This window comes from Thiomicrospira sp. WB1 (genome assembly GCF_001507535.1).
Classification (GTDB): domain Bacteria; phylum Pseudomonadota; class Gammaproteobacteria; order Thiomicrospirales; family Thiomicrospiraceae; genus Hydrogenovibrio.
In genome coordinates this window covers 640,319-666,916 of sequence record NZ_LQBN01000001.1, presented here as the reverse complement: position 1 = coordinate 666,916, position 26,598 = coordinate 640,319, and the positions used below count along the sequence as shown (strand labels likewise).

Below are 26,598 nucleotides of genomic sequence, written 5' to 3'. Positions count from 1 at the left end.
CGGCCTTTTGACTCACAAATCCAGCGCATCCTTACGCGCCTGAACCCGCTGGTACAGCGCCTTCTTTTTTTGGGACAAGGCCTGACTGAGAATCTCGGCAATCTGTTTGACTGGCAATCCCTGTGTCAGCATGGCATCGATCAGTGCTTGCGGATCACCGCCCGTTTCGGGTTCCTCCGTCTTGCGCGTTTGCCCTTCCAGCATCAACACAAACTCACCCCGCACCGCATCGGTGTTGGCCGAAAACCATTGATGCACCTGCCCGGGCGCCCCCGACACAAACGTTTCAAAACGCTTGGTCAACTCTTTGGCCACCACCAACGTACGGTCGGGAAAGCACAGCGCAAACGCTTCCAGACTCGCCAGCAGCCGATGCGGACTTTCGTAGAAAACCAGTGTGCGGGCTTCGGACGCCAGCGCTTTCAGTGCCTGTTGCCGCTTGCCTGGCTTGGCCGGCAAAAACCCTTCGTAGGCAAACCGGTCGGTCGGCAGCCCCGCCGCACTCAACGCCGCAATCACCGCACTGGGACCCGGCACGGGCTTGACCGCAATGCCTGCTTCTCGCAAGCGACGCACCAGCGTATACCCGGGATCATTGATCAAAGGCGTGCCCGCGTCCGAAATCAACGCGCCCACCTCACCCGCCTGCAGCCGGGGCAACAACGTTTCGGTCCGCGCCGCCTCGTTATGCTCGTGCAAACTGATCAACGGCGTTTTCACACCCAGTGATTGCAGCAGGGTCTGACTGTGTCGCGTGTCCTCAGCCGCAATCCAGTCGACCTCACCCAGCAACCGGGCCGCACGCTGAGACAAATCTTCCAAATGCCCGATGGGCGTGGCAATGACATACAGACACCCCGACTCGGATGATGGGTCCGGCCTTTGTACACGGACAGACTGGGACAATGCCGAATCGGCATCCGGCGGGGTTTGAGACGCGGCGGGGGTAGCAGTCATGCAGACACCTCTGATATTGACAGCCGAAAGAAGGCAAACGTCCTTTGAAATGCCCTCGTTTTTTCAGCGAGCACGGCCTTCTCGACAATGGAATTGGTTATAATGCTGGGTATTGTAAATAATTCCAGCGATCATTATGTTTTCTTCGATTGATCTTCCAGTGGTTTCCTGGTTTCAACGCCAGCAAATAAGCGCCCGACCATGGACGCTTCTCTGCGGAGCCGCCACGCTCGGTTGCGCACTCGTATTAAGTGGTTGCAGCCCGACCCCGACTGCGCCCACTGCGCCAGGCAAACCCGCACAAATGCCTGAACCCATTACAGAAAATTTAACCCCTCTGGAAGCCTATCAACAAGCGGCACAGAGAGCCAAAACCGACCAGGCCTGGCAACTTTACCTGCAATACCAGCATAATGTCTGGCAGGCACAAACCCGTCAGGCATCGCGTCTTCAGACGGCCCTCGACACGCTGAAGACCTTCCAAGCGTTGCCGGAAACGACCCGTCAGACTTTACGGCAAGCGCATTCGCAAGATGCTTCCCTGCAGGCCTGGCTGGACCTGACCGATTTAATGCAGCGCTCGGCCAGTCTTCACCAACTTGGGTTGCAGGACTTTGCCTTGTTCTACTCAAACCATTGGTTCCACAACGAACTCTTGCCATATCTGCAGGCACAACGTCTGGCCCCGCGACACTATGCGGTATTTCTGCCTCTTTCTGGGGCCTATCAAAGCGTGGCCGAACAGATTCGAAATGGCTTGCTTAAGTATCAATTCCAGGCTGAGGCGCCCATTCATTTGCATTTTTATAACACCAGTGACGCTCAGTCACTGCCCTCACAACTCAAAGCGGCCAGTGAGCAACAGGTCGATGCGATCATCGGACCCGTTCAATCCGACCGCGTGGACGCCGTGATCCAACATTGGCAGACCTACCCGGAACAGGCGCGCCCCATACTGGCGCTGAACAGCCTGCCGGTTGAGGCTGAGTTAAGCTGGACCGCGGCACTCAACGAGAGCGATCAGAGCAACCCCGTTTGGGCAGAATCGTTTCTCTTTCCCACCGAAAATGAAGCCGAACAAGTGGCCAAACGACTGTTGCAAGCGCAGCATCAACGTATTGGCATCCTGACCAACGTCAACAACCGCTATGCCCAAAAAGCGGCCGCAATTGCCGGGGCATTTAAACGTCAGGCATCCGACCCCCTCAGCCCCCTCAAAACAAGCGCCCAACCGGAACCGCTTACCTCACCGCAAACCCGCTTAAAAAATACCGATGCGCCTTACCTGGAACTGAACCAGTCTGTTGATAACACGGCAGACTCCAATGAACTGGATGCCGTCACAGCGCCTGCCGACCAACGGAGACCCGTGCAAGCATTGCTGAAAACCTTCCCGGATAAGCGCCCCAATTTGCGTGACGCTTTGGGGCAGTTGATCAATGAAAACGAAAGTCAGGCTCGAAAAAACAACCTGCGCTGGTTGCTGAAAGAGCCGATTGAATTTACCCCCCGCCCGCGACAGGACCTCGACGCGGTGGTTCTGGTCACTCACCTGAAACAGTTGGCGGTGTTTCGTCCGCAATTTGACTTTTTTGAACTGACATTGCCCCTCTACAGCACCTCAGACGCCATGCCGAAGGCCTTCTATGCTCCCAAGGCCATGCCGGATCTGGCAGGAATTGAGTTTCCAGCGATGAATGCAGCCTTTGGCCAGCATCCAGCCAAAACACAATTTGAAGCCTTCGGCTGGGATGCCCTGGCATTGGCCCATCAACGCGACTGGCTCAAACCCGGCTTGTGCTTCCACACCACGGCAACCGGCAATCTCGGCTACGCAGACAAACAGTATCAACGTCATCTGCGCTGGGCGCGTTACACCCAGAACGGAGAGGTGGTACCCGTCAAACCGGTCGTGTCGATCGATGCCCTGCTTGAACCTTCCGCCCCCTCTCTCTGATGGGCTGGTTCAGCCAACGCACCGGCCAACACAAAGAACGCCAGGCCGCGCGCTGGCTGAAGCAACAGGGCGTGCACATCATCACACGCAATTACCGCTGCAAAGGCGGGGAAATTGATCTAATCGGACAGACCCAGGACAAAATCCTGGTGTTTTTTGAAGTCAAACACCGCCAGACCAGCGACCAGGGTCACCCCGCCGAGGCGTTGACCCCACAGAAACAACAACGACTGCTGCACGCGGCCCAACGCTTTGTGCAACAACACCCCAAGTATCAGTGCGACCCCATGCGGTTTGACCTGCTCACGTTTCTCGGCGAACAAACCACCCCCGACTGGTGGCCCGCCGCCTTTGGCGGTTGGTAGCCCGCATTAACCCCGGTTGCCCCAGATCATAAAAATAAATAATTTATCAATTATATAATTTTATGAATAATGTCCGGGAACGCATAAAAAAGGAAACACCATGAGCACATTGCAAAAAAAGACCTTTAAAGACACCTACCCCATTTACGAGTTGGTACTGGCCAAAAGCGACACCGCTTTCACCCAGGTCGATCAGATTCTGGAGCAATTGTCTCAAGCGGTGGCGGCACATCCCAAAGCCACGGAAATCGGTCGTTTTGACCACTTTTCCCATACGCAATCAGTGGAGGGGACCATTGCCGAGGACATCAAAGACGTCAAGAACCTGATCTTCTGCTTTGGGTGGGAATTGCCATCGCCCGATCCGGTGGCGGTGCGTCCGCGTGCCATTGGCATCACCGAGCGTGACAACGACTTTGTGATCAACTTCATGCACGCGCCCAACCCGGTGGCACAGGAAGCCATCGAAAATTGGGTAACGGCACTGGCAAGCTGAGCCATGGCAAACGGGCACAAAAAAACCACCCAATGGCAATCAAAGGGTGGTTTTTTAATGCCGTTCGGTCAAGGGCTAGATCTTGAAATGACTGACCTGTTCCTGTAAGGCTTCGGCCTCTTCTTTCATGCTTTCCGAGGCCGCTGAGGTCTGTTCCACCAAAGCCGCATTCTGCTGTGTCACCTCATCGATGTCGGACACCGCTTGACTGATTTGCTGGATCGACCGCGTCTGCTCGTCCGAGGCGGCACTGATTTCCGCCACGCTGTCACTGACCTGACGAATCACCTCAGTGATGCCCTGAAGCGCCTGGTCGGAGGCTTCGGCTTTCTGGGTGCCTTCGTCCACGGCACTGACGGCGTTTTCAATCAGGGCCTTGATGTCTTTGGCAGCGTCCGCTGATTTACCGGCCAGCGAACGTACCTCACCGGCCACCACCGCAAATCCGCGACCGTGTTCGCCCGCCCGCGCGGCTTCCACCGCCGCGTTCAAGGCCAACAGATTGGTCTGGAAAGCAATGCTGTCAATCAAGGTGATGATTTCCTCGATCTTGTGCGACGCATCACGAATGTCGCCCATCGAATGCACGGTGGCCCGCATCACGTCGGCCCCGCTCTCTGCCTGATTGCGGGCTGAGGTGGATTGCTGATTGGCCGATTGCGCATGTTCGGTGGTCTGAGTCACCGCATCGGTGATTTTTTTCATCATCGAGGTGGTTTCTTCCAATGACGCCGCCTGACGCTGGGTACGATCGTTCAGATCCCGGGCCCCCTGATAAATCTGTCCGACATTATTGATCAGGGTTTGCGCGGTTGAACGCGTGCGCGAGAGCAGCTGTGACAGATTTTGCGCCGATCGATCCAATAGATCCGACACCTCTCCGAACTTACCGGCGTAATCGCCTTCGACCCGTTGCGAGAGATCCCCTTCAGACATCGCTTCCACCACTTTGGCAATGTCTTCCAAGGCACTGCGTGTTTGCTGAACCCGGTTGTTCACATGCCCGGCCAATTCCTTGAAATCACCCTGAGCGGCCACCGTCACCTGCTGAGTAAAGTCGCCCTTGGCCATCTGCTCCAGCACCATGACGATATCGGCAATCACTTTCTGCATGCTTTGCATGGCCGTGTCCACATGCGTGCGGATCTGCCCCTTCACTCGGCTGTCCATGCGCAGGCTCAGATCGCCCTGCTCCAGCCCAATCACCACTTTTTCCAGTTCGGTCATGGTAAACGCCAGACTCTGGGTCGACGCATTGATGTTCTGCGTTAAGCGAGCAAAATCACCGGCAAAGCGGTCCGTCTGGATCGACTGACTGAAATCCCCCTGACTGACCGCCTGCATCACCCGGTTACTGTCATCGAACACCGCTGAGACGGCGTCCAGCATACGGTTGATCGCATCGGCCGCCTGGCCGATCTCATTCTGGCTGTTGACGGTAATGCGCGAACTCAGATCCCCTTTCTCCTGAATGACTGCCACCGTCTGCTGCATCGCTTCCAGCGGTTTAAAGGCTTTGATCAGAATCCACTTAATCACCAGAAATGCCACCAGTGCCCAGAGGATCACCGCAGCCAACCCACCATAAAACGCCAGATTCTGAGCCGCGCTCAAATCAGTGGTGTCATCCGCCGCGACCAGATACGCCACCGTCTGCCCATTGGCGGTGGTCAGCGGCAGAGAGGACAGAGTAAACATGCCCTCATCGGTTTCCAGCTGACCCAATGCACGCGCCGTGACATCAAAACCACTCTGCTGGATCTGGGTCAGCACTGACGTCTCTGAAGCAATGATCGGCTGCCCCGAAGGATCAAACAAGGCCAGAGGCGTGCCGCTCACCTTGGCAGAAGGCGCGATCAGTGCCTGATAGTCCAGCGCCATGTCGACCACTGCCAGCAATTGCCCCTTGGGCGCAATCGGCAACACAAAATGCACCTGCAGCGGCGCGTTCCCGATTTTTTCCAGTCCATACACCAGGTTCAGTTCCGTGGCGGCCTGTTCCACCAGACGCGATTGCAAACGCTTGCCCGCTTCGTTCTGGTTGCGGGTAAACAGCACCTGTCCCTTGGGCGAGAGGACCCGAATATTGGAGATGATACCGGTGGCCTCCAGAAGATTGGCCGTGGTATTGGCGCGGGAAGCGATGGCCGTCAAATCATTGTCACGGATGCCGTTCAGTAGGATGTCGTCACGGGTGAAGGAAAAAATCGCTTTTTCCATTTTTTCCTGGGCGGAAGTCACCATCATGTCCGAGACCGACGCCATTTTGCTGGAAAGCGCCTGCTGCAACTGCTTTTCCGACTGAAGATGATTGAAGTAAAACACGGTCATCAAAATGGCGATGGTGACAGCGACCACCGCAATGGTAAACAGTTCGAGCTCTTTGCGAAGCGACGGATGTTTGGCCACAGACATAGAATGAATTTCCTGTTTTAACGCCAGCCGAACGTCGACTGGAAGAAGATCGAGTAAAGATCGGGCGCTGCCCGGGGTGCTTGGGACAGGGTCCGATCCGTCAATGCAGCGTCATCAGCAAAAACCCTGCCAGTGACGCGGACTTGCGGGCAGACTCGTCAGCATGCGGAACGTTATTCGTAAGGGTAACCCGCGTTTTTCCAGGCGGGAAAGCCACCCCGAAAATAGTGCACCTGGGTGTAACCGAACGACACCAGTTTTTTGGCTGCATTGGCCGCCCGATGGCATTTTTTGGCATTGCAGTAGGTCACCACCGGTTCATCCTTGCCCACAAACTGACCGATCCGCTGCGGATTAAACTCGGGCTTTTTGATGTTGACGTGGTAAGCGCCGGGAATGCGACCGGCCTCCCAGTCCTCGTCTTTTCGGGTGTCGATGATCGCCACACCCTGACGCCAGAGTTTTTTCACCTCGGCGGCCTGAACGGTCTGGGCCCCATCAATGGTTTTGGGGGAATCCTCTTTGGCCTGAATCGGCCCGGTGACAACCGCCAGCATCAACCCAGCAGCCAGGTGATGACGTATTCGCATAAAAACAGCCCCTTATTTTGAGAGAAAACCCGACAACAGGTCAAAAACATACGCCATTATAACCAGTCCAAGCACCCGCAATGAACAAGGTTTTTTATAAGACGCAAGAAAGGTTTATATGAGTTTTGGGGTGTGTTTTTCACCAGGCCTGGTAAAAAAGAAGGGGGAAACAGCGCCAACGCCGTCCGGCGTTGAGCTTGGTTTGATCTCAGCGATAGAGCCGCTGATAGGTGCCGCCGGCTTCGACCAGGTCTTCATGACTGCCGGATTCAATGATGTGGCCGTCTTCAAACACCAGAATCCGATCGGCCTGTTTGATCGAACTGAGTCGATGGGCCACAATCAGGGTCGTACGCCCCGCCAGAAACGGCGCCAGCGCTTCATATAAATGGCGCTCAGTGGCCATATCCAACGCCGAGGTGGCTTCATCCATGATCACAACTTTGGGATCCTGCAAAATCATGCGGGCAATCGCCAGTCGTTGGCGCTGACCGCCGGACAGTTTGATGCCATTGCGACCGACCACGGTGGCCAACCCATCCGGCAGAGAAGCAATGGTGTCTTTGAGTTGCGCCATGGCCAGCGCCTCCCAAAGACGCTCATCCGACATGGACTGGCCCAGCGTCAGGTTGAAACGAACGTCCTGCTGAAACATCACCGGCTGTTGCAACACGGTCGCCACCTGTTCGCGGATGCGCGCCTGACCGATCTGCTCAATCGGCACGCCGTTGTAGCAAACCGTACCGCCATCCGGCTGATAAAAGCCTAACAGCAGTTGCACCAGCGTGGTTTTCCCCCCGCCACTGGCCCCGACAAAGGCAAGCTTCTCTCCCGCGTGAAGCTCAAACGACAGCCCGCGCAACACGGGCTTTTCATGACCAGGGTAATGAAAATCAACGTGTTGCACCTGTACGCTGACGCGATCTGCCGTGAAAGGGTTTTTCAGCGCCGGATACTGCGGCTCTTGCTCCAGATCCAGCACCTGGTTGATGCGTGATAAGGCCCCGCTGCCAGCATTGTAGGCGTACTGGATGGCCAGAATTTCCTGCACCGGCCCCATCATAAACCAGAGATAACCAAACACCGCCATCATCTGACCGATGCTCAGATCGGAAAACACCACCATCAGAAAACTGACGCCGCGAAACAGATCAAACCCGAGCAAAAAAATCAGAAAAGAAATTCGACTCGCGGCCTCGGATTTCCAACCAAAGGCCTGAGAGCGCTCTTTAATCGCCTGTGCCGAGGTACGGATCCGCTCAAAAAACGCCCGGTCCTGATTGGCGGCGCGCACCTGCTGCAAGGCATCCAGCGTCTCTCCCAGCGATTGCTGAAACGCATCCACCGCCGTGTTTTCATCTTTTTTCAGTGCCTTAACGTGGCGCCCCATGCGCAGGGTGAAATAAATCACCAACGGATTCATCAGCAGAATAAACAATGCCAGCTGCCAATGCAGCCACACCAGCACAGCCGTCACCCCAACCAGTGAAAAAACCGCCAGCACCAGCTTGCCCACGGTGGTGCCCAAAAAGGTATCCAGCGTGTCCACGTCATTCACCATGGTGGCGGTCACACTGCCGCTGCCCATGGATTCATAACGGCTCATCGCGACCCCTTGCACCCGGGCCAGCAGATCGCGGCGAATGCCAAACGTCACATCCTTGGCGATGTAGGTGAACTGCTGCACCTGCCAGACACCCAATCCGGTCCCCACCACACGCAGCAACATGGTGATGACCGTCACCGCCACAATGTAGCCCAAGGCACCCTGCCAGCTCTGCGGCATCAACGCATCAAGCAGAGCGACAATCGTGCCCGGCTGGTTCAGTAACACCTCATCCACCATCAGCGGCAGCAACAAAGGCAGTGGCACCGTTGCCAGCATGGCAAACAACGCAATCACATGCGCCTTGATCAGGGCTGGTTTGTGCTCAATCACCCGCTCAAAAATGCGACGCCAGGTGTATTCGCCCGGATGCTTGGCCAAGGGTTGCTCGGAGGGCAGCGACGTCTGGTCGGCCTGACGCATGTCGCTCACGATGCGCTCAGAGGACCGAACAGTCGCTCAAAATTGGCCGTGGTCTGGCGCGCCACCTCTTCCAGAGACAGATCGCGCAGCTGGGCAATTTCTTCGGCCACATGACGGGTGTAGGCAGGCTGGTTGGGCTTGCCACGATAAGGCACGGGGGCCAGATAGGGTGAATCGGTTTCCACCAGAATCCGGTCCATCGGCACCTGTTGCGCCACAGCTTTGACCGATTTGGCGTTTTTAAAGGTCACAATGCCGGAAAAGGAAATGTAAAAATTCAAATCCAGTGCCGCCTGGGCAATGGCCCAGTCTTCGACAAAGCAGTGCATGATCCCCCCCACCTGATCGGCGCCTTCTTCCTTGAGGATCTGCAGGCAATCAGGCGTGGAGTGGCGCGTGTGAATCACAATGGGTTTGTTGAGCTGTTTGGCAACGCGAATCATCTGCCGAAACCGGTCGGCCTGCCAGGTCATGTCTTCCTGTTCGGCATCGAAATGATGATAGTCCAGCCCGGTTTCGCCAATCGCCAGCACTTTGGGGTGGCTGGCCGCGTCAATCAATGCTTCATCACTGACGGTCACCGATTTGGGCTCGCACGGATGGATGCCAATCGCCGCATACACTTCCGGGTGCTGATCACACAGTTCGAGAATCTCGGACCAGCCGTCGGGTCCAATGGCAATGCACATCATCCGGTCCACACCGGCCTGATGGGCGTTATCGATCACCTGAGCCGGACCGCCGAAATCATCGGGCAGAATATTGAGATGGCAATGGGAATCGATCAGCGTCATAAACACTCCTGTTGAATCATTTAGGGTCTGTCAGATGGCTTGGCCACGGATCAAGCGCCCTTTGAGGGCTTCATGCGGTACATAGCCGGGGGTAAGATGCGCCAGCCATTCATGCGTGAGAGCCTCCAGCAACAGCGCCTGATTGACATTGCTATGCCAGTACTCACGGGCCTGGAGCACGGCCTTTTGAAACGCGAACCAGTTGGGATCCAGCGGCCATTTCTGCTGATAACAGGCCCCACGGATGCGCTGCAGGGTCCACAAATAAAAATAATCCAGCACGCGCTGGGGTTCCGACTGTTTCAGCCAGGCCTCCACTCGCTGGGTCACTGTCTGCTGATTTTGTTGCAAGGCTTTCAAATCCGACTGCCACTGGGCTTCAAATTCGAACCCTTTTTCGTCAATCCAGCGCTGCGCTTCCAGCGGTGCCCCCCAGTTAACCAGCAAGGCTTTTTTGAGCAAGGGATCGTCGGCCTGAGGGCAGGCCTGGCCCAACCAGTCCAGCGCCTCTTTGCGGGTGGGCATGGGCACCGTCCAGAGTCGACACCGACTGATCAACGTCGCCGGCAAACGGCTGGGCGCATGGGTCAGCAAAATCAAAATGGTGCCCGGAGGTGGTTCTTCCAGGGTTTTGAGCAAAGCATTAAACGCCGATTCACTCAGCGCTTCGGCCGGCGCAATCAATCCGACCTTGCGCCCCCCCTGATGCGAGGTGGTATAAACTTTATCACTGAATGCCCGCACCGCATCAATCGGGATCACGGTTTTGTCTTCCGGGGGCTGCAGAAACAGAGCATCCGGATGCGTCTGCTGGGCCAAGGCATGGCAGCCGGCACACTGCTCACAAGGAGCAGACCCGTCCGAGGCCTGACACAGCAGACTTTGCATCATGCGATGGGCCAGTCCGCTCAGCCCGGTGCCTGCCTGTCCGGCCAGCAAATAAGCATGCCCGACCTGCGGCAATTGGCGCTGCCAATTCTGCCAGGTTGGCTGTTGCCAGGGATGAACCGTCAACCAGTCGGGTTCGCTCATCGCTGCCACGCCTTCAAGGTTGTTTCAAGCACGGCCTGTGTTTGCGCCTGAACGGAGGCCAGTGACTGACTGGCATCAATGACCGCATACCGTTTCGGGTCAGCGGCGGCCCGGGTCAGGTACGCCTGTCGCACGGCTTCAAAAAAATCCGCCCGTTCCTGCTCAAACCGATCGGTGGCGGGGCCTCCGGCGTCAGCGCGCGCGCGCACCCGCTGCTGTCCAACCGACACCGGCACATCCATCACCAGCGTCAAGTCTGGACGAAGCGCCCCCTGAACCAGGGTTTCCAACTGGGCAATCACACTTTGATCCATGCCGCGAGCGGCGCCCTGATAGGCGTAGGTGGCATCGGTAAAGCGGTCCGAAATCACCCAGGTCCCCTCGGCCAGAGCAGGCCGTATCTTTTCTTCCAGATGCTGGTGACGGGCGGCAAACATTAACAACAGCTCGGTCAAATCGGTCATTTCCGTGTTACGCTGATCCAGCAATAGCTCACGAATCGCCTCTCCCAGTGGCGTTCCGCCGGGCTCGCGCGTGACCAGCCACGGCACCTGCTGCTCGGTCAGCCACTGTTCAATGAACGCCAGATTGGTGGACTTGCCTGCGCCTTCTGTCCCTTCCAGGGTGATGAATGGACCAGGCCTGGTAACATTTGCCATGCAATGCCTTTGAATGAGTGAATCCGTCGATCAAGCGCCGCTTAGGGCGCATTGAGAATGTATTTTCGCACCGCGCGGTTGTGCTCGGCCAGGGTTTCGGAAAAATAGTGTTGCCCGTCACCCTTGGAAACAAAGTATAACGCATCGGTGGCCTCCGGTTGCATCACCGCATCAATCGCTGCGCCACTGGGCAATGCAATCGGCGTGGGCGGCAAGCCATTGATGCGATAGGTGTTCCAGGGGGTTTTGGTGCGCAAATCCTGCTTGCGGATATTGCCGTCAAACCGTTCACCCATGCCATAAATCACCGTCGGGTCCGACTGCAAACGCATGCCCCGACGCAGACGGTTCACAAACACCCCGGCGATTTTGGCCCGTTCGGCCGCGTAGCCGGATTCTTTTTCCACAATCGAGGCCAGAATCAACGCCTCATAAGGGCTGTCATACGGCAACCCTTGCGCACGTTGCGCCCAGGCTTGGGACAGGCGCTGCTGAAGGGATTCATACGCCCGTTCAAGCAAAGCCACATCGGTTTCTCCGGCGGAATAAAAATAGGTTTCCGGCAGCAACTGCCCTTCCAGCGGCGAGGCCACGTCCAACGCCTTGGCCACGTTTTGTTCCGTCAAAGGCGTCAGGGTGTGTTCGATTTTTTCCAGTTTTTGCACCCGCTCCAGCGCCTGGGCCAGGGTTTCCCCGGCAATCAAGGTAAACGGATAGGTCACGGTTTTGCCCTGCACCAGCGCATCCATCAGCGTCGTCAGGTCCCACTGCGGTTGAATTTCCATCTCACCCGCTTTGATCTGACCGTCCAATCCTTCCCACTTCATCACCCACACGAACCAGTCCGGGTGACGCAGCAGCTTTTCACGATGAAGCTGGTTGGCGACCTCACGGGTGCTGCTGCCGGATGCGATGCTGACCACCTTGGGCTCTGAAAGCGATGAAATCGGTTGCGTCAGGAACTGACGAAATGCCCAGCCCTCAACGGACAACCAGATCACCAGGCCACTGAGCAGCAGCGTGATCGTCAATAATTTCCATTTGATCCAGTTCATGCGTGTCGCGTCTCAATCTTGAAGGGTTGAAAAATCTGACAGGGGCTGCGCCGTCTCAGACTGCCATTTTAACCAGGCCTGATGAATCGGCAAGACCGCCTGGGTGCTTTTTTTATGCCCCGAAAGCGATGCCACCGGCATCACGCCCCGCACTGCATTGGTCGCAAACACCGCATCCGCCGCATGGAGGTCGGTCAAGCTCAAATCCTGAGTCACCCATTGCCAATGTCGGGTGGACGGTTCAGACGCCAGCGCCTGTTTGAGTCCCTGCAGACAGGTCCCGGCCACCCCGCATTCATCCAGTCGGGGGGTCAGCAACTGATCGCCTCGCATCAACACCAGATTGGCCTGAGTGGTCGAAATCACCCGCGCCCGGTCATCGGTCATGATCGCATCCACCAAAAGCGGCTCCTCGGTCGAGGCCTGTGACTTGGCCAATGCCTGTTGTGCCAGAACGTTTTCCAGCCGGTTTAAATGTTTCAGCCCTGCCAGCAAAGGCTGGCGGCTCCAGTGAACCGGGCTGGCCTGAAGCGACAGCTCCCATCGCAGTGCATGCGCCTCTGGTCCGACAGGAAACGGCAACCGAATCACCCGTCGCTGAATCTTTGGCGCTTCGGGGGGGGCGTAACCCCGACCGCCGGCGCCACGGGTGATCAGGATTTTGACCACCTCGCGCGCCTGTGCGGGCGGGCCCAACGCATAGCTTTGAGCCAAATCCGCCTGCAGCGCTCCCTGGTCCAGGGGCGGAAAGCCCATACGCTGTGCGCTGGTCACCAGACGCTGCCGATGGGCCGCCCAGTTCAGTACCCGTCCCTGTGCCACCACCAGCGTGGTAAAAAACCCATCCCCATACAAGGCGCCGCGATCCAGACAATCGCACCCCGCCTGAGGCTCGGCAAACGTGGGTGACCACACAAAGGGAAGACGGTTGGCTGTCATGCATGCTCCCAGCGCAGCGCCTTGAGCAACCCTTTGGCTTTATGCCGTGTTTCGGCCAATTCCTTCTGCGGATCGGAATCGGCCACAATGCCCGCCCCGGCCCGAAAGCTCAAACGGTTGCCCTGTTGCACAAACGAGCGAATCAGAATATTCGTATCCAGACTTCCATCGCGATTGATGTAGCCCAAACTGCCGGTATACGCTTCCCGCGGCGTTTGCTCTAATTCGGCGATGATCTCCATGCACCGTATCTTTGGGCAACCGGTAATGGTGCCGCCGGGAAAGGTGGCCGCAAACACGTCCAGGGGAGAAGTCTGAGGCTTGAGCCGCCCTTGAATGTTGGACACAATGTGATGCACATACTGATAGGTTTCAATCGCCATCAATTCGTCCACCGCCACCGTTCCGGGCTGACACAGGCGCCCCAGATCATTGCGTTCCAGATCGATCAGCATAATGTGCTCGGCCACTTCTTTGGGATGCGCCTGCAGTTCACGCATCAAAGCCTGGTCTTTTTCCAGATCCTGTCCGCGTCGCCGCGTGCCCGCAATCGGACGGGTTGAGACCCGATCACCGTCCGAGGTCACCAGTCGTTCGGGCGAAGAACTGAGGATCTGCCAGTCCCCAAAATTTACATAGGCCGCAAATGGGGCCGGGTTCGCCTGACGCAAAGCGCGATACACCGCCACAGGCGATGCCTCCTTCAGTGTCACCTCCCACTGACGCGACAGATTCACCTGAAACACATCCCCGGCCAAAATGTAGTCTTTAATCCGCTCAACGCCCTGGGTAAACGCTTGCGGTGGCGCCTCGGACATGGAAGCCACCGTCACGACCGGCACGGCGCGCTCGGCGACACCGCAAGCCTGCTGCAGATCTTCATACAGCTGGGGCACGTAAGACTCAAAGCCCGGCTCGGCCACCAGAAACACACGCCCCGCAACCCGGTCAGCGATGATCGCTGCGGGGATACGAACCCATTTGGCCAGGGGCAGGTTGGCGGCTGGCAAATTCAATGAGGGTTCCCAGGCCTGGGAAAATTCATACCCCCAATACACAAACCAGCCGCCGGTAAACGGGAGGTCCGGCATCGCCGACGCGGAGGCAACGTGGCCATCGACCTGGATCATATCTTCGGCCAACGTCTGCTCAAACCCCTGCAGAAACGCCGCCCCGTCTTCAGCCTGATCGCAGCTGTCCTCAGACTGAGGGAAGGCCATCAAAATATCATACCGCCCCAGCGATTCGGCCCCGGTATCGACCGGTTGGCCGTCCAGCCCCACACCCGGTTGCTTTTCGCCGGAGGTAACGCTCTCGAGTAAAAACGGATAACGCTCAGGAAGACGCTCACACAGATTGAGTAAATCCGCGCCTGCGGCGTCAGACACTTCCTGAATCCAGAGCGGTACCGGCTCGGTAACGCATTGCGGTTCCAATCGTCGATCAGACCGAGACGTGTTCATAGACTTAACCAGCGCATCCCCATCACCCAAACGATCAGAGGCGCGCAAACGCCAAGGAAGCGTTGGTGCCCCCGAAGCCAAGCGAGTTGGACAAGGCCACCTCAATCTTGGCCTCGCGCGCGGTGTGCGGCACAAAATCCAAATCACAGCCCTCGGCGGGTTGATCCAGGTTGATGGTCGGGGGAACCACCTGCTCCTGAAGAATCTTTGCCGTGAACACGGCTTCCATCGCTCCGGCCGCGCCCAGCGCATGGCCGGTCATGGACTTGGTCGAACTGACCAGTGAGTGATACGCGGCTTCGCCCAGAGCAGTTTTGATGGCCTGCGCCTCGCACACATCCCCCGCCGGGGTGGAGGTGCCATGCGCGTTGATGTAATCGACCTGATCTGGATTCAGACCGGCGTCTTTCAGTGTCTGCTGCAAACAGCGGGCGCCGCCTGCACCGCCCTCGGCCGGTTTGGTCATGTGGTAGGCATCACCGCTCATCCCGAAACCGATCACTTCGCAATAAATGTGGGCGCCCCGTGCTTTGGCGTGCTCGTACTCTTCCAGCATCACCGCACCGGCTCCATCACTGAGAACGAACCCATCACGTTCCTGATCCCAGGGACGGGACGCGGCCTGGGGATCATCATTACGGGTGGACAAGGCTTTGGCCGCCGCAAACCCGGCCACACCCAGTGGTGTGGTGGCATGCTCTGCTCCGCCCGCGACCATGGCATCGGCATCCCCGTGCAAAATCATGCGATACGCATCGCCAATGCTGTGAGTGCCACTGGCACAGGCGGTACCGATGGCCATATTGGGGCCTTTCAACCCATGCATAATGGAAAGGTTGCCCGAAATCATATTGATGATCGAACCGGGCACAAAAAACGGCGACACCCGGCGTGGGCCTTTTTCCTGTAAGGTCTGATGCTGTGTTTCAATGGTCTGAATACCGCCGATGCCGGAGCCAATGGACACGCCGATGCGTTCGGCATTGGCCTCGATCACCTCAATCCCGGCATCACGAATGGCTTGAGAGCCGGCCACAATCCCATAATGAATAAACGGGTCCATTTTGCGCGCTTCCTTGGGGCTTAACCAGTCGGTTAAGGCCAGGTCTTTAATCTGGCCGCCGAAACGCACCGAAAAAGCGTCCGTTTCAAACCCCTGAAGCGGAGCAATCCCGGATTGTCCCGCCAAAAGCCCTTGCCAGGTTGTTGTCACATCATTGCCCAGAGAGGTCACACACCCCAGGCCCGTAATCACCACGCGTTTTCTATTCATTACCCATCCCGACCATTAAACGGTGCCCGACTGCCGGGCACCCAAAAACAAAAAAAGCCGTGAAAACACGGCTTTTTCAGCGATTCTGAAATGTCAGTAAAGACCGATTATTCCAGATTTTCTTCGACGTAAGCAGTGGCCTGTGCCAGCGTTGCGATTTTTTCCGCTTCTTCGTCCGGAATTTCACAATCGAACTCTTCTTCCAGCGCCATTACCAGCTCAACGGTGTCCAGTGAATCGGCACCCAGATCATCAATAAAAGACGCATCAGGTGTGACCTGATCTTCTTCCACACCCAATTGTTCTACCACAATTTTTTTGACGCGTTCTTCGATACTGCTCATGGAATAATCTCCAATTTCATTTACAAATAAAGGCAGGCCCGCTGACACACAGCGCAACCCAAGTCAAATCAAAATTTCGCACATTTTCGCCCTAATCGGACGAATTTTCAAGCCATTTTTACCAGGCCTGGTGATTTTTATACCATCACCATGCCGCCATTGACGTTCAAAGTCTGACCGGTAATGTACTGACCGCCTTCTGAGGCCAGGAAGGTCACCGATTTGGCAATGTCCTGAGGTGAGCCCAGACGTTTGAGCGGAATCTGATCCAGTAACGCCTCACGCTGGGCTTCGGGCAAAGCCTGCGTCATGTCGGTGTCGATAAACCCGGGGGCCACGGTGTTGACGGTCACGTTTTTGGCACCGACTTCACGCGCCAGCGATTTGGTAAACCCGATCATCCCGGCTTTGGCCGCCGCATAGTTGGTCTGACCGGCATTGCCCATCACCCCGACCACCGAGGCGATGTTAATAATGGCGCCGGACTTGGCTTTCATCATGCCGCGCAGACAGGCTTTGGAAACCCGATAAACCGAGGTCAGATTGGTATCGATGATCTCATCCCACTGCTCGTCTTTCATGCGCATCAACAGGGTGTCCCGGGTAATGCCCGCATTGTTCACCAGAATGGTTGGCGCGCCATAGGCCTCGCCGATTCGGGCGACCAGATCCGTCACCTGCTGAGCCTGAGTCACGTCCAGACACATGCCTTCGCCTTTGGCACCGGCCTCTTTCAGGTAATCGGTGATCGCCTGGGCCCCGTTTTCAGACGTGGCTGTTCCAATCACCGTGGCACCTTGAGCAGCCAAATCCAAGGCGATGGCCTGGCCAATACCACGGCTGGCGCCAGTGACCAGCGCAATTTTTCCCGCTAACATCATAACCTTCCTCAGAGTGTTTCCAACGCTTTGCTAAGTGTAGCCGAATCAAAAACGGCTTGCATCCCCATTTTGCGGTCAATGCGACGGTTGAGCCCCATCAGCACCTTGCCCGGTCCAAGCTCATACAATTGGGTGACATCATGCGCTTTCAGGTACTCAACCGTCTCGACCCACTGAACCGGTCGATAGAGTTGTTCCACAAGGGCTGATTTAATCTGTTCTGCCGAATCATAGGTCCGGACCGAGGCATTGTGCACCACCGGAATCGCCGGGGCGGTCAATGTCATATCGGCCAGTTTCTCTGCCAGGGCATCGGCGGCCGGCTTCATCAGCACACAGTGAGACGGCACACTAACCGGCAAAGGCACAACGCGCTTGGCACCGGCGGCTTCAAAAACAGGCAGCGCCTGATCCACGGCGTTTTTGTCACCGGCAATCACCACCTGCCCCGGCGCATTGAAATTGACCGCTTCCACCACACCTTCGGCCTGATCACACAAAGCGCGCACCTGATCATCGTCCAGCCCGAGCACTGCCGCCATGGCACCAGAACCGGCCGGCACCGCTTCCTGCATCAGGCGACCGCGGGCTTCAACCAGCGCCACACCCTGAGCCAGGGTCAAGGCACCGGCGGCCACCAGCGCATTGTATTCGCCCAGAGAATGCCCCGCCATATAGGCCGGATTCAGCGGCGTTTTCTCAGCCAGAGCACGATGGACCGCAATGCCTGCCGCCAACATGGCAGGCTGCGTGACTTCGGTTTGGTTCAGCTTGGTGTCCGGCCCGTTCTGCACAAGAGACCAAAGATCATAACCGAGGACCTGGGACGCTTCTTCGAATGTTTGTGCAACGACGGGTGTGGTCTCAGCCAAATCCGCCAGCATCCCAATCGACTGTGATCCTTGACCGGGAAAAACAAATGCGTAAGACATGAAAAATTCCTTTGTAACTGAGTGAGCGTTGAGATGAATGCGTTGCGGTCATCGACAGGGCAGGCGCTAATAGCGCAAAAGTGCCGCGCCCCAGGTGAAACCGCCACCAAATGCTTCCAACAAAATCAATTCATCTCTTTGAATACGGCCATCGCGCACGGCTTCGTTCAATGCCAAGGGAATGGACGCGCTGGAGGTGTTGGCGTGGCGACTGACCGTGACCACCGTTTGCTCAGGCGCCAGCTTCAATTTACGGGCCGTGGCATTAATGATGCGCAAATTCGCCTGATGCGGCACCAGCCAGTCAAGCTGATCGGGCGTCACCTGATTATCACTGAGAATGTCCGCCGCAATCTGACTCAGTGTATTGACCGCCACTTTAAACACTTCATTGCCTTTCATGTTCATGGTCCGCTCGGCCATGGCATCCGTTTCCGGCAATTTGGACGGCCCCGAGGGCACATGCAACAGCTCCTCATACTGACCGTCGGCGTGAATGCGCGTTGACAGTATCCCGGCGGTATCACTCGCCTGAAGCACCACCGCTCCGGCACCGTCACCAAACAACACACAGGTATTGCGATCTTCCCAGTTGGTAATGCGAGAGAGGGTTTCGGCCCCCACCACCAATACATTTTTTGCCATCCCGGTTTTGATGAACTGGTCGGCCACGCTCAGCGCATAGACGAAGCCGGTACAGACCGCCTGCAGATCGAATGCCGGAGCTCCATGATTACCCAGACGGGCCTGCAGCAAGGTTGCGGTGCTGGGAAAGACTTTATCCGGCGTGGTGGTAGCCACCAGAATCAGGTCCAGATCCTGGGGAGAGATGCTGGCGGCGTCCATGGCTTCTCGCGCGGCCACTTCTGCCAGGTCACACGTGGTTTCACCCTCGGCTGCGATGCGCCGCTGTTCAATGCCGGTGCGCTCTCGAATCCAGGCGTCCGAGGTCTCGACCATGGCCTCCAGCTCGACATTGGTCATGATGCGTTCGGGCAAATAACCACCCGTTCCGATGATTCGACTATAAGGAGAGTGTGTCATGAAACCTTCTTTGGTCACTGGCCGGCTTTTTGTACCGGCGAAAATCAATCACGCGTTCTGATCGGTTGCTTCCAGCAGTTGATGCACTTCTTCGGCAATCTGACCGGGGACGTTTTTCTGTACTTCAAGACGGGCTTCGGCGATCGCATGATAAAACGAAAACGCATCCGCCCCACCATGGCTTTTGATCACAATCTTGCGCAGTCCCAAAAAGGACGCACCATTGTAACGACGCGGGTCCACCTGATCTTTAAACGCTTTGAGCACCGGCCAGGCGATCAATCCGGCCAACCGTGTCAACAGATTGCGTTTAAAGGCGCGGCGCAGATAAAACGAAATCATCTTGGCCACCCCTTCGCTGGCTTTCAGCGCCACGTTGCCGTCAAACCCATCGCAGGACACCACATCGACCTCGCCCTTGTAAATTTCATCGCCTTCGACATAGCCGATGTAATTGATCTGGGTGCGTTTTAGGATTTCATTGGCATCCTTGATGCGCTGGTGGCCTTTGATTTCCTCTTCCCCAATGTTCAACAGCCCGACTTTTGGGTTCGGGTTGTTGTCAATGGCACGCGCCAGCACTGACCCCATCATGGCGAACTGGGCCAGGCTTTTGCCGTCAGCATTCACATTGGCACCGAGGTCGAGCACATGCACATGTCCGGTCATGCTGGGCATGGAAGTACAGATGGCAGGACGATCCACTCCCGGCAAGGTTTTGAGTACAAATTTCGAAACCGCCATCAGGGCGCCGGTGTTGCCCGCGCTGACACAGGCCTGCGCCTGATCCTCTTTCACCAAGTTGAGGGCAATGCGCATGGAGGATTGTTTTTTCTGGCGCAGGGCTTTGGAGGGCAGATCGTCCATGGCCACGACCTGCTCGGCATGCTGGACGTGCAGACGCTCGGCGTCGTAGTTTTCGCCTTCGAGTGCGCGCTCTATTTCGCTCTGCTGGCCAACCAGCACGATCGAGATGTCATCAAAACGTTTGAGCGCTTTCAATGCAGCCGGCACCGTCACCGTCAGACCGTGATCGCCACCCATCGCATCAATTGCTATTCGAATACTCAAATCAGTGATCCTAGTCCTTTGATCGGAATTGGGAAAAGGGGAGCTGTAACAAAAAAACGCCTGCAAAAGGGCAGGCGTCGAGGCAATGAACGGACAATTACTTGTCCTGAATCACTTTTTTACCTTTGTAATAACCGTCGGCCGTTACGTGATGACGACGGTGCAATTCACCGGTGGTTTCGTCCACAGTGATCGCCGCTGCGCGCAACGAATCATGAGCGCGACGCATACCACGACGGGAAGGGGTCTTTCTACTTTTCTGAACAGCCATAATATTTCTCCTGAATTCAGTGGTGGCAATGTTTCATGGCTCAAACGCCATACGGACAACCAGGCCTGGTCAAAAACCGGTGCCTGTGCAATTAATCATTCTGCGATTTCAAACCCTGCAAAGCCTGAAACGGATTGTCCGACTTTTCATCGTGAACATCCGATTCCGACGCCCCCCACTCCGGGACCGCCGGCTCATAGTCGGGCAGTGAAGCCGATGTGTCAACCGGTGAAAGAGGAATCTGCAACAACAATTCATCCTCAACCAGAGCGTTCAGAGCCACTTTATCCTCCGGCAGCTCAAATACCGCCATCTCTTCCGGCAGAGATTCCGCCAAGGCCATACTTTCCACAAACGCACCGGAAAGCGCCACGTCAACCGGAAAGCCAAACGGTTGCAAAGACCGCTGACATTGCAAACGCAGACAGGTCTTCACACGCAAGTCAAAACCATAGGCCTTCACACCGGGACAGGGGTAGAATTTGATGGCAACCTCCACCCAGTCATCGGCCTGAACCAACTGATCCGCCAAACGCGGAAAACGCGCTTGTTTGACTTGGCCTACATACGCCTTATGATGTTGCGCGCAGTAGACCGGATCAATCAACTCGGGTAGCTTTTCTGACATAGCGGGGCATAATAACCGTAAACCCCTAGAATGTCAAAAACAAATCCCGACGTTGGACACCAGATGAAAACCAGTGAAAACAAGAGGCTAGCATGAACCAACCCACTCTTTCCAACCGCCAGGAACTGCCTCACATCCTTCTGGCCTCCAGTTCCCCTTTTCGTCGCGCCTGCCTGCAAAAACTGCAATGCCCTTTCGAATGCAAAAACCCGGACATTGACGAACGCCCGCGTCCGAACGAACCCGTTGATCAGATGACTCTGCGGCTGGGCACCGAAAAAGCCCTGGCCGTTGCCCGGCATCATCCGCACAGCTGGGTCATCGGCTCCGACCAGAGCGCTTGCTTCAAGGGCCAGGCGCTGGGCAAACCGCTGACGCATGAAAAGGCGTTCGCACAACTGAAAGCATTCAGCGGCCAGACGGTCACGTTTTATACGTCTCTGGCACTGGTTACCCCTCATGGACGCTGGGAAGGACTGGATCAAACCGATGTGCACTTTCGGTTACTGGACGAACGCACCATCAACGCCTATTTACAGGCTGAAGCGCCTTATCACTGCGCGGGCAGCTTCAAATCGGAGGGCCTGGGCATCACCTTGTTTGAAGGCATTGACACGCATGATCCCAACGCCCTGATCGGTCTGCCCCTGATTCAACTAACGGGCTTCCTCAAAGCCGCCGGACTGGCGCTGCCCATCGAACGCAGCGATTAAGGCGAATGCGTCTGCAAGCGCCCGTCCAGCCAGGCCTGAAGCGAAGGCAGGTCATCATGATGCGCGACCGGCTCATAGGCCAATAATCGCTCCAGTTCATGCACCCCGTGCGTCATCGCCACACGGTCCATGCCCAACGCATGCGCCATCTGCATATCAAACTCCGTGTCCCCAACCATGACGGCATCCTCCGGGGTTAGAGCGTATTTATCCAGAATCTGCTCCAGCATCAGCGGGTCGGGCTTGGACGCTGATTCCACTGGCGTCCGCGTCCAATCAAAATGTCGTCCCAAACCGGTTTCCGACAACACCTGATCAAGGCCTCGTCGACTTTTCCCGGTGGCAATCACCGTTTTCGCCCCCTGAAGCCGGATGTGCCCAAGCAAAGCGTCTAGCCCTGCAAATGGCTCCATGGGGACCTCGGACTCATTGAGAAAGCACTCCGTATAGCCATGCGATATGGCTTCAATCCCGGCCTGATCGGCTTGCGGGTAAAGTGTTTTGACCGCATTGGCCAAACTCAGGCCGATGATCTGTTTGCTTTCTTCTGCAGGCAAAACTGGAAAACCAGCACGCTCCGCCGCCACCTGTATGGCATGGACGATGCGGGCTTCTGAGTTCATCAGCGTGCCGTCCCAGTCAAAAATCACACATTGATACCGCTTCAACCGTCACCTCGCATTTGCGCCAAAAGCGCTGAAAAATCCTCGTGCAGTGGCGCTTCAAACACACACCATTGATCAGTCACCGGGTGTTTGAAGCCCAAACGTCGTGCATGCAACGCCAGTCGTTTCATGCCACGCTTTCGAAACGATCGATTCACATCCCGATCGCCATACTTTTCATCCCCAACCAGCGGCGCGCCGCTTACCTGAGCATGCACACGGATCTGATGCGTACGCCCGGTCCGCAGGGTCACCTCGACCAAATCCGCCTCAGAAAAGGTTTCCAACGGGCGGAACTCACTCAACGATGGTTTGCCCTGTGCCGACACTTTGACCAGGCGCTCTCCCGACTGCAAGGTGTTTTTCTCCAGCGGCAAATCCACCTTATCCAACCCCTGCGGCCAGTGCGGCGCCACCAGTGCCCAATATTGCTTCAGCAGCGCATCCTGACGAACCTGGGCGTGCAACGCCTTCAACACCGATGCCTTTTTGGCGACCAGCAGACAGCCCGACGTATCCCGGTCCAGCCTGTGCACCAGCTCCATGCGCTTGGCGTGCGGACGCAGACGTCGCAGCACCTCAATCACGCCCCAACTCAAACCACTGCCGCCATGCACCGCCACGCCTGAGGGTTTATTCAGCACCAGCAGATCAGCGTCTTCATACACAATACTCTGCTCAATCCGGTCGAGCTGGGCCTGCGCAATCACCGCTTCACCCGGGGCATCAGGCTGTCGAATCGGCGGTACGCGCACCACCTCTCCAGCTTTGAGCTTGCGATGCGGCTTGACGCGCCCTTTGTCCACCCGCACTTCCCCTTTACGAATCACGCGATAGATCAGCGTTTTGGGAACCTTGCGGTAACAGCGCATCAGAAAATTATCCAGTCGCTGACCGGCATCGTCCTCACTGACTTCAATCCAGCGAACCTGAGTCATCGTCCCTTCGGCTGAGGAACGGGTTGAGTTATCTTTGGCATTCATGGCGCGCATTTTACTGAATTCGCTGCGCGGTGTGTGGCTCAATTCAGGAATTTCAATTGCATAGGGACCAACAGCGTGCTATATTGTCCAAGCTTTAAGAAAGAACAACTATTAAACCTTGTCGGTGATCCTGACAGGGTGGACGCATGAATTTTAACCCTGGCCTTTGACCAGTGGAAGAGAATAAACACCTCGCAGCGCAACGGCCCGAAAGGCGATGAACATAAGACGCTGGCGACGTGATACGAGAGATCACCCGGATGGGGTGAACCCAAAATAAATTAGATTGCCGCCATATGACTGACGCGAACATCTGATTGGCTAAGAGCCGGGACTGCACAAAAATGCCTGGCTCGACAAAAAACTATTACAGTCACTATCACTCGAAAGCGGTGCCAAACGACGTATTCCTGCAAAACAGGAAAGGGATTGAATCGATTTCAGTCCCAACGATGATGAATCACACGAACGCACTCAACTGTCTGACTGTCTTAAAGACGCCTTCTCGCCTTATTCTCTTCGACTGAGCCTTGGCCCCAGAAAACGAAAGAGAATCGCATGAAACGAATGCTGATTAACGCCACCCAATCTGAAGAGGTGCGCATTGCCCTGGTCGATGGGCAGAAACTATACGACCTGGATGTCGAAACCCCCCACCACCAAAAAAAGAAAGCCAACATCTACAAAGGCACGGTCACTCGGATCGAACCCAGCCTGGAAGCCGCTTTTGTTGACTATGGCTCCGAACGTCACGGCTTTCTACCTTTCAAAGAAGTGGCCGAAGAATACTACCCGGAAAAGTCGGAAGGACGCCTGTCCATCAAAGACGTTCTCAAAGAAGGCCAGGAAATCATTGTCCAGGTCCAAAAAGAAGAACGAGGCAACAAAGGCGCCGCCCTGACCACCCAAATCACGCTGGCTGGCCCTTACGTGGTGATGATGCCCAACAACCCCAAAGCGGGCGGCATCTCGCGTCGCATCGAAGGCGATGACCGCTCTGAAACCCGTTCCGCACTGCAGGATCTCGACATGCCCGAAGGCATGGGGTTGATCATTCGCACCGCGGGCGTGGGCAAATCCACCGAAGAACTGCAATGGGGCGTGAACTATCTGGTTCAACTCTGGGAAGCGATCAAATCCGCCTCCACCTCCAAGCAGGCACCGTTCCTGATCCATCAGGAATCCGACATTGTTATTCTGGCGATTCGTGATTACCTGCGCCAGGACATCGGTGAAATCATCATCGATGACATGGAAACTTTCCACAAGGCCCGGGATTTCATCCAGCACGTCATGCCGCACCAAGTGTACAAGGTGAAACCTTATCAGGACAAAGTGCCGCTGTTTACGCGCTTCCAGGTCGAATCTCAGATCGAAACCGCCTACAGTCGCGAAGTCATTCTGCCGTCTGGCGGCGCCATTGTGATCGACATCACCGAAGCCCTGACCTCGATCGACATCAACTCCAGTCGCTCCACCAAAGGCGGCGACATCGAAGAAACGGCCTACCATACCAACCTGGAAGCCGCCAACGAAATCGCCCGCCAACTGCGTCTGCGTGACATTGGCGGTCTGGTTGTGATCGATTTCATCGACATGCATTCCAACCGTCACCAGCGTGACGTGGAAAATAAGATGCGCGAAGCGGTTAAATCGGACCGGGCCCGGGTTCAGATCGGCCGCATCTCGCGCTTTGGCCTTTTGGAAATGTCGCGCCAGCGCCTGCGCCCTTCCATTGAGGAATCCACGCAAATGGTCTGTCCACGCTGCAAAGGCGTAGGCGTGATCCGCGGGGTACAGTCACTGGCCCTCTCCACATTGCGCCTGCTTGAAGAAGAAGCGATGAAAGAAAACACCCGTCGGGTCACGGTTCAACTTCCGGTGGATGTGGCCACCTTCCTGCTCAATGAAAAACGTCATCAGATCACGCACATTGAAGACCGTTACAAGCTGCATCTGATGATCATCCCCAATGAGCATCTGGACACACCGGATTTCATCATCGAGCGCAGTCGACACGGAGATGAGCTAACCACCGATTCCAGTTATAAGATCAAAGAGTTTGTCAGCAAAGACAGCCCGGAAAAACAGGCCCTTCCAAAAGTGGTCAAAGAAGAACCGGCCATTAAAAACATGCAGCAGGGTGCGCCCGCTCCGTCACCCAAAACGCCGGAGAAAGCACAGAAACCGGGGCTGTTCAAACGTCTCTGGCAAACCCTGTTTGCCGATGAGTCCGAAGACAACACGGACAAGCAAAGTCAGTCGAAAGGTTCGGAATCAGGCCGCAACAAGCCACGCAACGGCGGCCAGAAACCCCGTCGCCGTAACCAGAACGGCAACGGACGCAAACGCTCGGACAAATCCGGCAAACCCGAAGCCAAAAATGGCAAGGACACCGGGGGAGCGAAAAAACCACAGAGCAAAAAACCGACCGACAACGCGGGTAAAGAGCAAAAATCCGATTCCGGCCATAAGCCGAACAGCCGGCGCCGACGCAACCCGCGTCAAAACAATCGAGACAATGCCCCGGGCGCTCAGACGGACAAATCGTCCTCGGCCAATGAAAAACCGGCGGCAAAATCGACCCCCAGCCCTCAGGGCGCGGATCAGGACAAAGGGGACCAGGATAAGCGTCCTCGTCGTCGCAGCCGCTACAACAGCCGCAGCTACAACAGCCGTCGTCGGAAGCCTGCGGGGGCCGAAAACATGTCGATCCATGCCGTGCCGCCTCAGGACACAGCGGGCGTCACTGTGAGCTCGGAAAACAACCCGGCTGCAGCCGCGGCAGAAACCCAAAGTAAAACCGACAAACCGGCAACGCCAAGCCAGGGTAACGCAGCGGCTCAGTCAACGGCACCGGATCAGTCACCTGCTCAACCATCGCAGCCATCCGAAACAGCGTCGCCTTCCAAAACGGAAGAGACGAAATCAGACACCACACCGTCGTCTGACACCCAATCGGAGACCGCGCAGGCCAAAACCGGCAGCCGTTAATCCCACGTCATCCGGCGCATTAAAAAGCCCGAAGGGACAGACTGTCCC

25 protein-coding genes are annotated in these 26,598 nt (G+C 56.4%); 5 read left to right on the top strand and 20 right to left on the bottom strand.

Annotated features, from left to right (window positions below):
• Positions 1–12 precede the first annotated feature (12 nt).
• A complete protein-coding gene (rsmI, locus tag AVO41_RS02980; protein ID WP_082676463.1) occupies positions 13–957 on the bottom strand; it encodes a 16S rRNA (cytidine(1402)-2'-O)-methyltransferase in 945 nt (314 codons plus the stop codon).
• A gap of 304 nt (positions 958–1,261) precedes the next feature.
• On the opposite strand from rsmI, the gene AVO41_RS02975 reads away from it, so the two are divergent.
• The 3 genes from AVO41_RS02975 (at position 1,262) to AVO41_RS02965 (ending at position 3,775) form a co-directional block, all read left to right on the top strand.
• Complete coding sequence (locus AVO41_RS02975) at positions 1,262–2,914, top strand: penicillin-binding protein activator (RefSeq protein ID WP_068582327.1); 1,653 nt, start codon at positions 1,262–1,264, stop codon at positions 2,912–2,914.
• The gene (locus AVO41_RS02970) at positions 2,914–3,279 is read left to right on the top strand and encodes a YraN family protein (RefSeq protein WP_068582324.1); all 366 of its coding nucleotides are present in this window, start codon (positions 2,914–2,916) and stop codon (positions 3,277–3,279) included. Before AVO41_RS02975 ends, AVO41_RS02970 begins: the two co-directional genes overlap by 1 nt.
• Before the next feature lie 100 nt (positions 3,280–3,379).
• Complete coding sequence (locus AVO41_RS02965; RefSeq protein ID WP_068582323.1) at positions 3,380–3,775, top strand: DUF6858 family protein; 396 nt, start codon at positions 3,380–3,382, stop codon at positions 3,773–3,775.
• A gap of 75 nt (positions 3,776–3,850) precedes the next feature.
• Here the strand turns inward: AVO41_RS02965 and AVO41_RS02960 are convergent, their stop codons facing one another.
• The 17 genes from AVO41_RS02960 to AVO41_RS02880 form a co-directional block, all read right to left on the bottom strand.
• Positions 3,851–6,190 (bottom strand): methyl-accepting chemotaxis protein, encoded by a 2,340-nt coding sequence (locus AVO41_RS02960; RefSeq protein ID WP_068582319.1) that lies wholly within the window; start codon positions 6,188–6,190, stop codon positions 3,851–3,853.
• A gap of 173 nt (positions 6,191–6,363) precedes the next feature.
• Complete coding sequence (locus tag AVO41_RS02955; protein WP_068582318.1) at positions 6,364–6,780, bottom strand: rhodanese-like domain-containing protein; 417 nt, start codon at positions 6,778–6,780, stop codon at positions 6,364–6,366.
• Between the two features lie 208 nt (positions 6,781–6,988).
• A complete protein-coding gene (locus AVO41_RS02950) occupies positions 6,989–8,809 on the bottom strand; it encodes an ABC transporter ATP-binding protein (RefSeq protein WP_068582315.1) in 1,821 nt (606 codons plus the stop codon).
• Between the two features lie 5 nt (positions 8,810–8,814).
• Complete coding sequence (locus AVO41_RS02945) at positions 8,815–9,603, bottom strand: TatD family hydrolase (RefSeq protein WP_068582312.1); 789 nt, start codon at positions 9,601–9,603, stop codon at positions 8,815–8,817.
• A gap of 30 nt (positions 9,604–9,633) precedes the next feature.
• Positions 9,634–10,635: a DNA-directed DNA polymerase gene (locus AVO41_RS02940; protein ID WP_068582308.1), complete on the bottom strand. Its 1,002-nt coding sequence runs from the start codon at positions 10,633–10,635 to the stop codon at positions 9,634–9,636.
• Positions 10,632–11,294: a dTMP kinase gene (tmk, locus tag AVO41_RS02935; protein WP_068582305.1), complete on the bottom strand. Its 663-nt coding sequence runs from the start codon at positions 11,292–11,294 to the stop codon at positions 10,632–10,634. Before tmk ends, AVO41_RS02940 begins: the two co-directional genes overlap by 4 nt.
• 41 nt (positions 11,295–11,335) lie before the next feature.
• Entirely contained in the window at positions 11,336–12,349 is a 1,014-nt protein-coding gene (mltG, locus tag AVO41_RS02930; protein WP_068582302.1) for an endolytic transglycosylase MltG, read from the bottom strand.
• Positions 12,350–12,361: 12 nt separating this feature from the next.
• Positions 12,362–13,288: an aminodeoxychorismate lyase gene (pabC, locus tag AVO41_RS02925; RefSeq protein ID WP_068582299.1), complete on the bottom strand. Its 927-nt coding sequence runs from the start codon at positions 13,286–13,288 to the stop codon at positions 12,362–12,364.
• The gene (locus tag AVO41_RS02920) at positions 13,285–14,751 is read right to left on the bottom strand and encodes an aminodeoxychorismate synthase component I (RefSeq protein ID WP_082676459.1); all 1,467 of its coding nucleotides are present in this window, start codon (positions 14,749–14,751) and stop codon (positions 13,285–13,287) included. The genes pabC and AVO41_RS02920 overlap by 4 nt, the downstream gene beginning before the upstream one ends.
• A 34-nt stretch (positions 14,752–14,785) precedes the next feature.
• A complete protein-coding gene (fabF, locus tag AVO41_RS02915; RefSeq protein ID WP_068582296.1) occupies positions 14,786–16,024 on the bottom strand; it encodes a beta-ketoacyl-ACP synthase II in 1,239 nt (412 codons plus the stop codon).
• A gap of 107 nt (positions 16,025–16,131) precedes the next feature.
• Positions 16,132–16,368 (bottom strand): acyl carrier protein, encoded by a 237-nt coding sequence (gene acpP, locus AVO41_RS02910; protein ID WP_068582294.1) that lies wholly within the window; start codon positions 16,366–16,368, stop codon positions 16,132–16,134.
• 137 nt (positions 16,369–16,505) lie between these two features.
• Positions 16,506–17,249, bottom strand: a complete 744-nt coding sequence (gene fabG, locus AVO41_RS02905; protein ID WP_201022828.1) for a 3-oxoacyl-ACP reductase FabG — start codon at positions 17,247–17,249, stop codon at positions 16,506–16,508.
• Positions 17,250–17,257: 8 nt separating this feature from the next.
• Entirely contained in the window at positions 17,258–18,181 is a 924-nt protein-coding gene (fabD, locus tag AVO41_RS02900) for an ACP S-malonyltransferase (protein WP_068582289.1), read from the bottom strand.
• A 66-nt stretch (positions 18,182–18,247) separates the two neighbouring features.
• Positions 18,248–19,225, bottom strand: a complete 978-nt coding sequence (locus AVO41_RS02895) for a beta-ketoacyl-ACP synthase III (RefSeq protein WP_068583277.1) — start codon at positions 19,223–19,225, stop codon at positions 18,248–18,250.
• A 48-nt stretch (positions 19,226–19,273) separates the two neighbouring features.
• On the bottom strand, positions 19,274–20,296 hold the full coding sequence (plsX, locus tag AVO41_RS02890) for a phosphate acyltransferase PlsX (RefSeq protein ID WP_082676458.1): 1,023 nt from the start codon (positions 20,294–20,296) through the stop codon (positions 19,274–19,276).
• A gap of 97 nt (positions 20,297–20,393) precedes the next feature.
• Positions 20,394–20,567 carry a 50S ribosomal protein L32 gene (rpmF, locus tag AVO41_RS02885; protein ID WP_068582285.1) on the bottom strand — a complete coding sequence of 58 codons (174 nt, stop codon included), beginning with the start codon at positions 20,565–20,567 and terminating at the stop codon, positions 20,394–20,396.
• A 91-nt stretch (positions 20,568–20,658) separates the two neighbouring features.
• Positions 20,659–21,195 (bottom strand): DUF177 domain-containing protein, encoded by a 537-nt coding sequence (locus AVO41_RS02880; protein WP_082676456.1) that lies wholly within the window; start codon positions 21,193–21,195, stop codon positions 20,659–20,661.
• Between the two features lie 92 nt (positions 21,196–21,287).
• Here AVO41_RS02880 and AVO41_RS02875 point away from each other — a divergent pair, with 92 nt between their 5' ends.
• Complete coding sequence (locus AVO41_RS02875) at positions 21,288–21,908, top strand: nucleoside triphosphate pyrophosphatase (protein WP_068582280.1); 621 nt, start codon at positions 21,288–21,290, stop codon at positions 21,906–21,908.
• On the opposite strand, the gene AVO41_RS02870 is transcribed toward AVO41_RS02875, so the two are convergent.
• Positions 21,905–22,558, bottom strand: a complete 654-nt coding sequence (locus AVO41_RS02870) for an HAD family hydrolase (RefSeq protein ID WP_255357696.1) — start codon at positions 22,556–22,558, stop codon at positions 21,905–21,907. The two genes, AVO41_RS02875 and AVO41_RS02870, sit on opposite strands and share 4 nt — an antisense overlap.
• A gap of 14 nt (positions 22,559–22,572) precedes the next feature.
• A complete protein-coding gene (gene rluC, locus AVO41_RS02865) occupies positions 22,573–23,556 on the bottom strand; it encodes a 23S rRNA pseudouridine(955/2504/2580) synthase RluC (protein ID WP_082676536.1) in 984 nt (327 codons plus the stop codon).
• 558 nt (positions 23,557–24,114) lie between these two features.
• On the opposite strand from rluC, the gene AVO41_RS02860 reads away from it, so the two are divergent.
• Positions 24,115–26,550: an Rne/Rng family ribonuclease gene (locus AVO41_RS02860; protein WP_068582277.1), complete on the top strand. Its 2,436-nt coding sequence runs from the start codon at positions 24,115–24,117 to the stop codon at positions 26,548–26,550.
• Positions 26,551–26,598 lie beyond the last annotated feature (48 nt).

What these genes read in the sequence shown, in the direction of transcription:
- rsmI (WP_082676463.1), bottom strand. Translation starts at nt 957, where the DNA reads ATGACTGCTACCCCCGCCGCGTCTCAAACCCCGCCGGATGCCGATTCG.
- AVO41_RS02975 (WP_068582327.1), top strand. Translation starts at nt 1,262, where the DNA reads ATGCCTGAACCCATTACAGAAAATTTAACCCCTCTGGAAGCCTATCAA.
- AVO41_RS02970 (WP_068582324.1), top strand. Translation starts at nt 2,914, where the DNA reads ATGGGCTGGTTCAGCCAACGCACCGGCCAACACAAAGAACGCCAGGCC.
- AVO41_RS02965 (WP_068582323.1), top strand. Translation starts at nt 3,380, where the DNA reads ATGAGCACATTGCAAAAAAAGACCTTTAAAGACACCTACCCCATTTAC.
- AVO41_RS02960 (WP_068582319.1), bottom strand. Translation starts at nt 6,190, where the DNA reads ATGTCTGTGGCCAAACATCCGTCGCTTCGCAAAGAGCTCGAACTGTTT.
- AVO41_RS02955 (WP_068582318.1), bottom strand. Translation starts at nt 6,780, where the DNA reads ATGCGAATACGTCATCACCTGGCTGCTGGGTTGATGCTGGCGGTTGTC.
- AVO41_RS02950 (WP_068582315.1), bottom strand. Translation starts at nt 8,809, where the DNA reads ATGCGTCAGGCCGACCAGACGTCGCTGCCCTCCGAGCAACCCTTGGCC.
- AVO41_RS02945 (WP_068582312.1), bottom strand. Translation starts at nt 9,603, where the DNA reads ATGACGCTGATCGATTCCCATTGCCATCTCAATATTCTGCCCGATGAT.
- AVO41_RS02940 (WP_068582308.1), bottom strand. Translation starts at nt 10,635, where the DNA reads ATGAGCGAACCCGACTGGTTGACGGTTCATCCCTGGCAACAGCCAACC.
- tmk (WP_068582305.1), bottom strand. Translation starts at nt 11,294, where the DNA reads ATGGCAAATGTTACCAGGCCTGGTCCATTCATCACCCTGGAAGGGACA.
- mltG (WP_068582302.1), bottom strand. Translation starts at nt 12,349, where the DNA reads ATGAACTGGATCAAATGGAAATTATTGACGATCACGCTGCTGCTCAGT.
- pabC (WP_068582299.1), bottom strand. Translation starts at nt 13,288, where the DNA reads ATGACAGCCAACCGTCTTCCCTTTGTGTGGTCACCCACGTTTGCCGAG.
- AVO41_RS02920 (WP_082676459.1), bottom strand. Translation starts at nt 14,751, where the DNA reads ATGAACACGTCTCGGTCTGATCGACGATTGGAACCGCAATGCGTTACC.
- fabF (WP_068582296.1), bottom strand. Translation starts at nt 16,024, where the DNA reads ATGAATAGAAAACGCGTGGTGATTACGGGCCTGGGGTGTGTGACCTCT.
- acpP (WP_068582294.1), bottom strand. Translation starts at nt 16,368, where the DNA reads ATGAGCAGTATCGAAGAACGCGTCAAAAAAATTGTGGTAGAACAATTG.
- fabG (WP_201022828.1), bottom strand. Translation starts at nt 17,249, where the DNA reads ATGATGTTAGCGGGAAAAATTGCGCTGGTCACTGGCGCCAGCCGTGGT.
- fabD (WP_068582289.1), bottom strand. Translation starts at nt 18,181, where the DNA reads ATGTCTTACGCATTTGTTTTTCCCGGTCAAGGATCACAGTCGATTGGG.
- AVO41_RS02895 (WP_068583277.1), bottom strand. Translation starts at nt 19,225, where the DNA reads ATGACACACTCTCCTTATAGTCGAATCATCGGAACGGGTGGTTATTTG.
- rpmF (WP_068582285.1), bottom strand. Translation starts at nt 20,567, where the DNA reads ATGGCTGTTCAGAAAAGTAGAAAGACCCCTTCCCGTCGTGGTATGCGT.
- AVO41_RS02880 (WP_082676456.1), bottom strand. Translation starts at nt 21,195, where the DNA reads ATGTCAGAAAAGCTACCCGAGTTGATTGATCCGGTCTACTGCGCGCAA.
- AVO41_RS02875 (WP_068582280.1), top strand. Translation starts at nt 21,288, where the DNA reads ATGAACCAACCCACTCTTTCCAACCGCCAGGAACTGCCTCACATCCTT.
- rluC (WP_082676536.1), bottom strand. Translation starts at nt 23,556, where the DNA reads ATGAATGCCAAAGATAACTCAACCCGTTCCTCAGCCGAAGGGACGATG.
- AVO41_RS02860 (WP_068582277.1), top strand. Translation starts at nt 24,115, where the DNA reads ATGAAACGAATGCTGATTAACGCCACCCAATCTGAAGAGGTGCGCATT.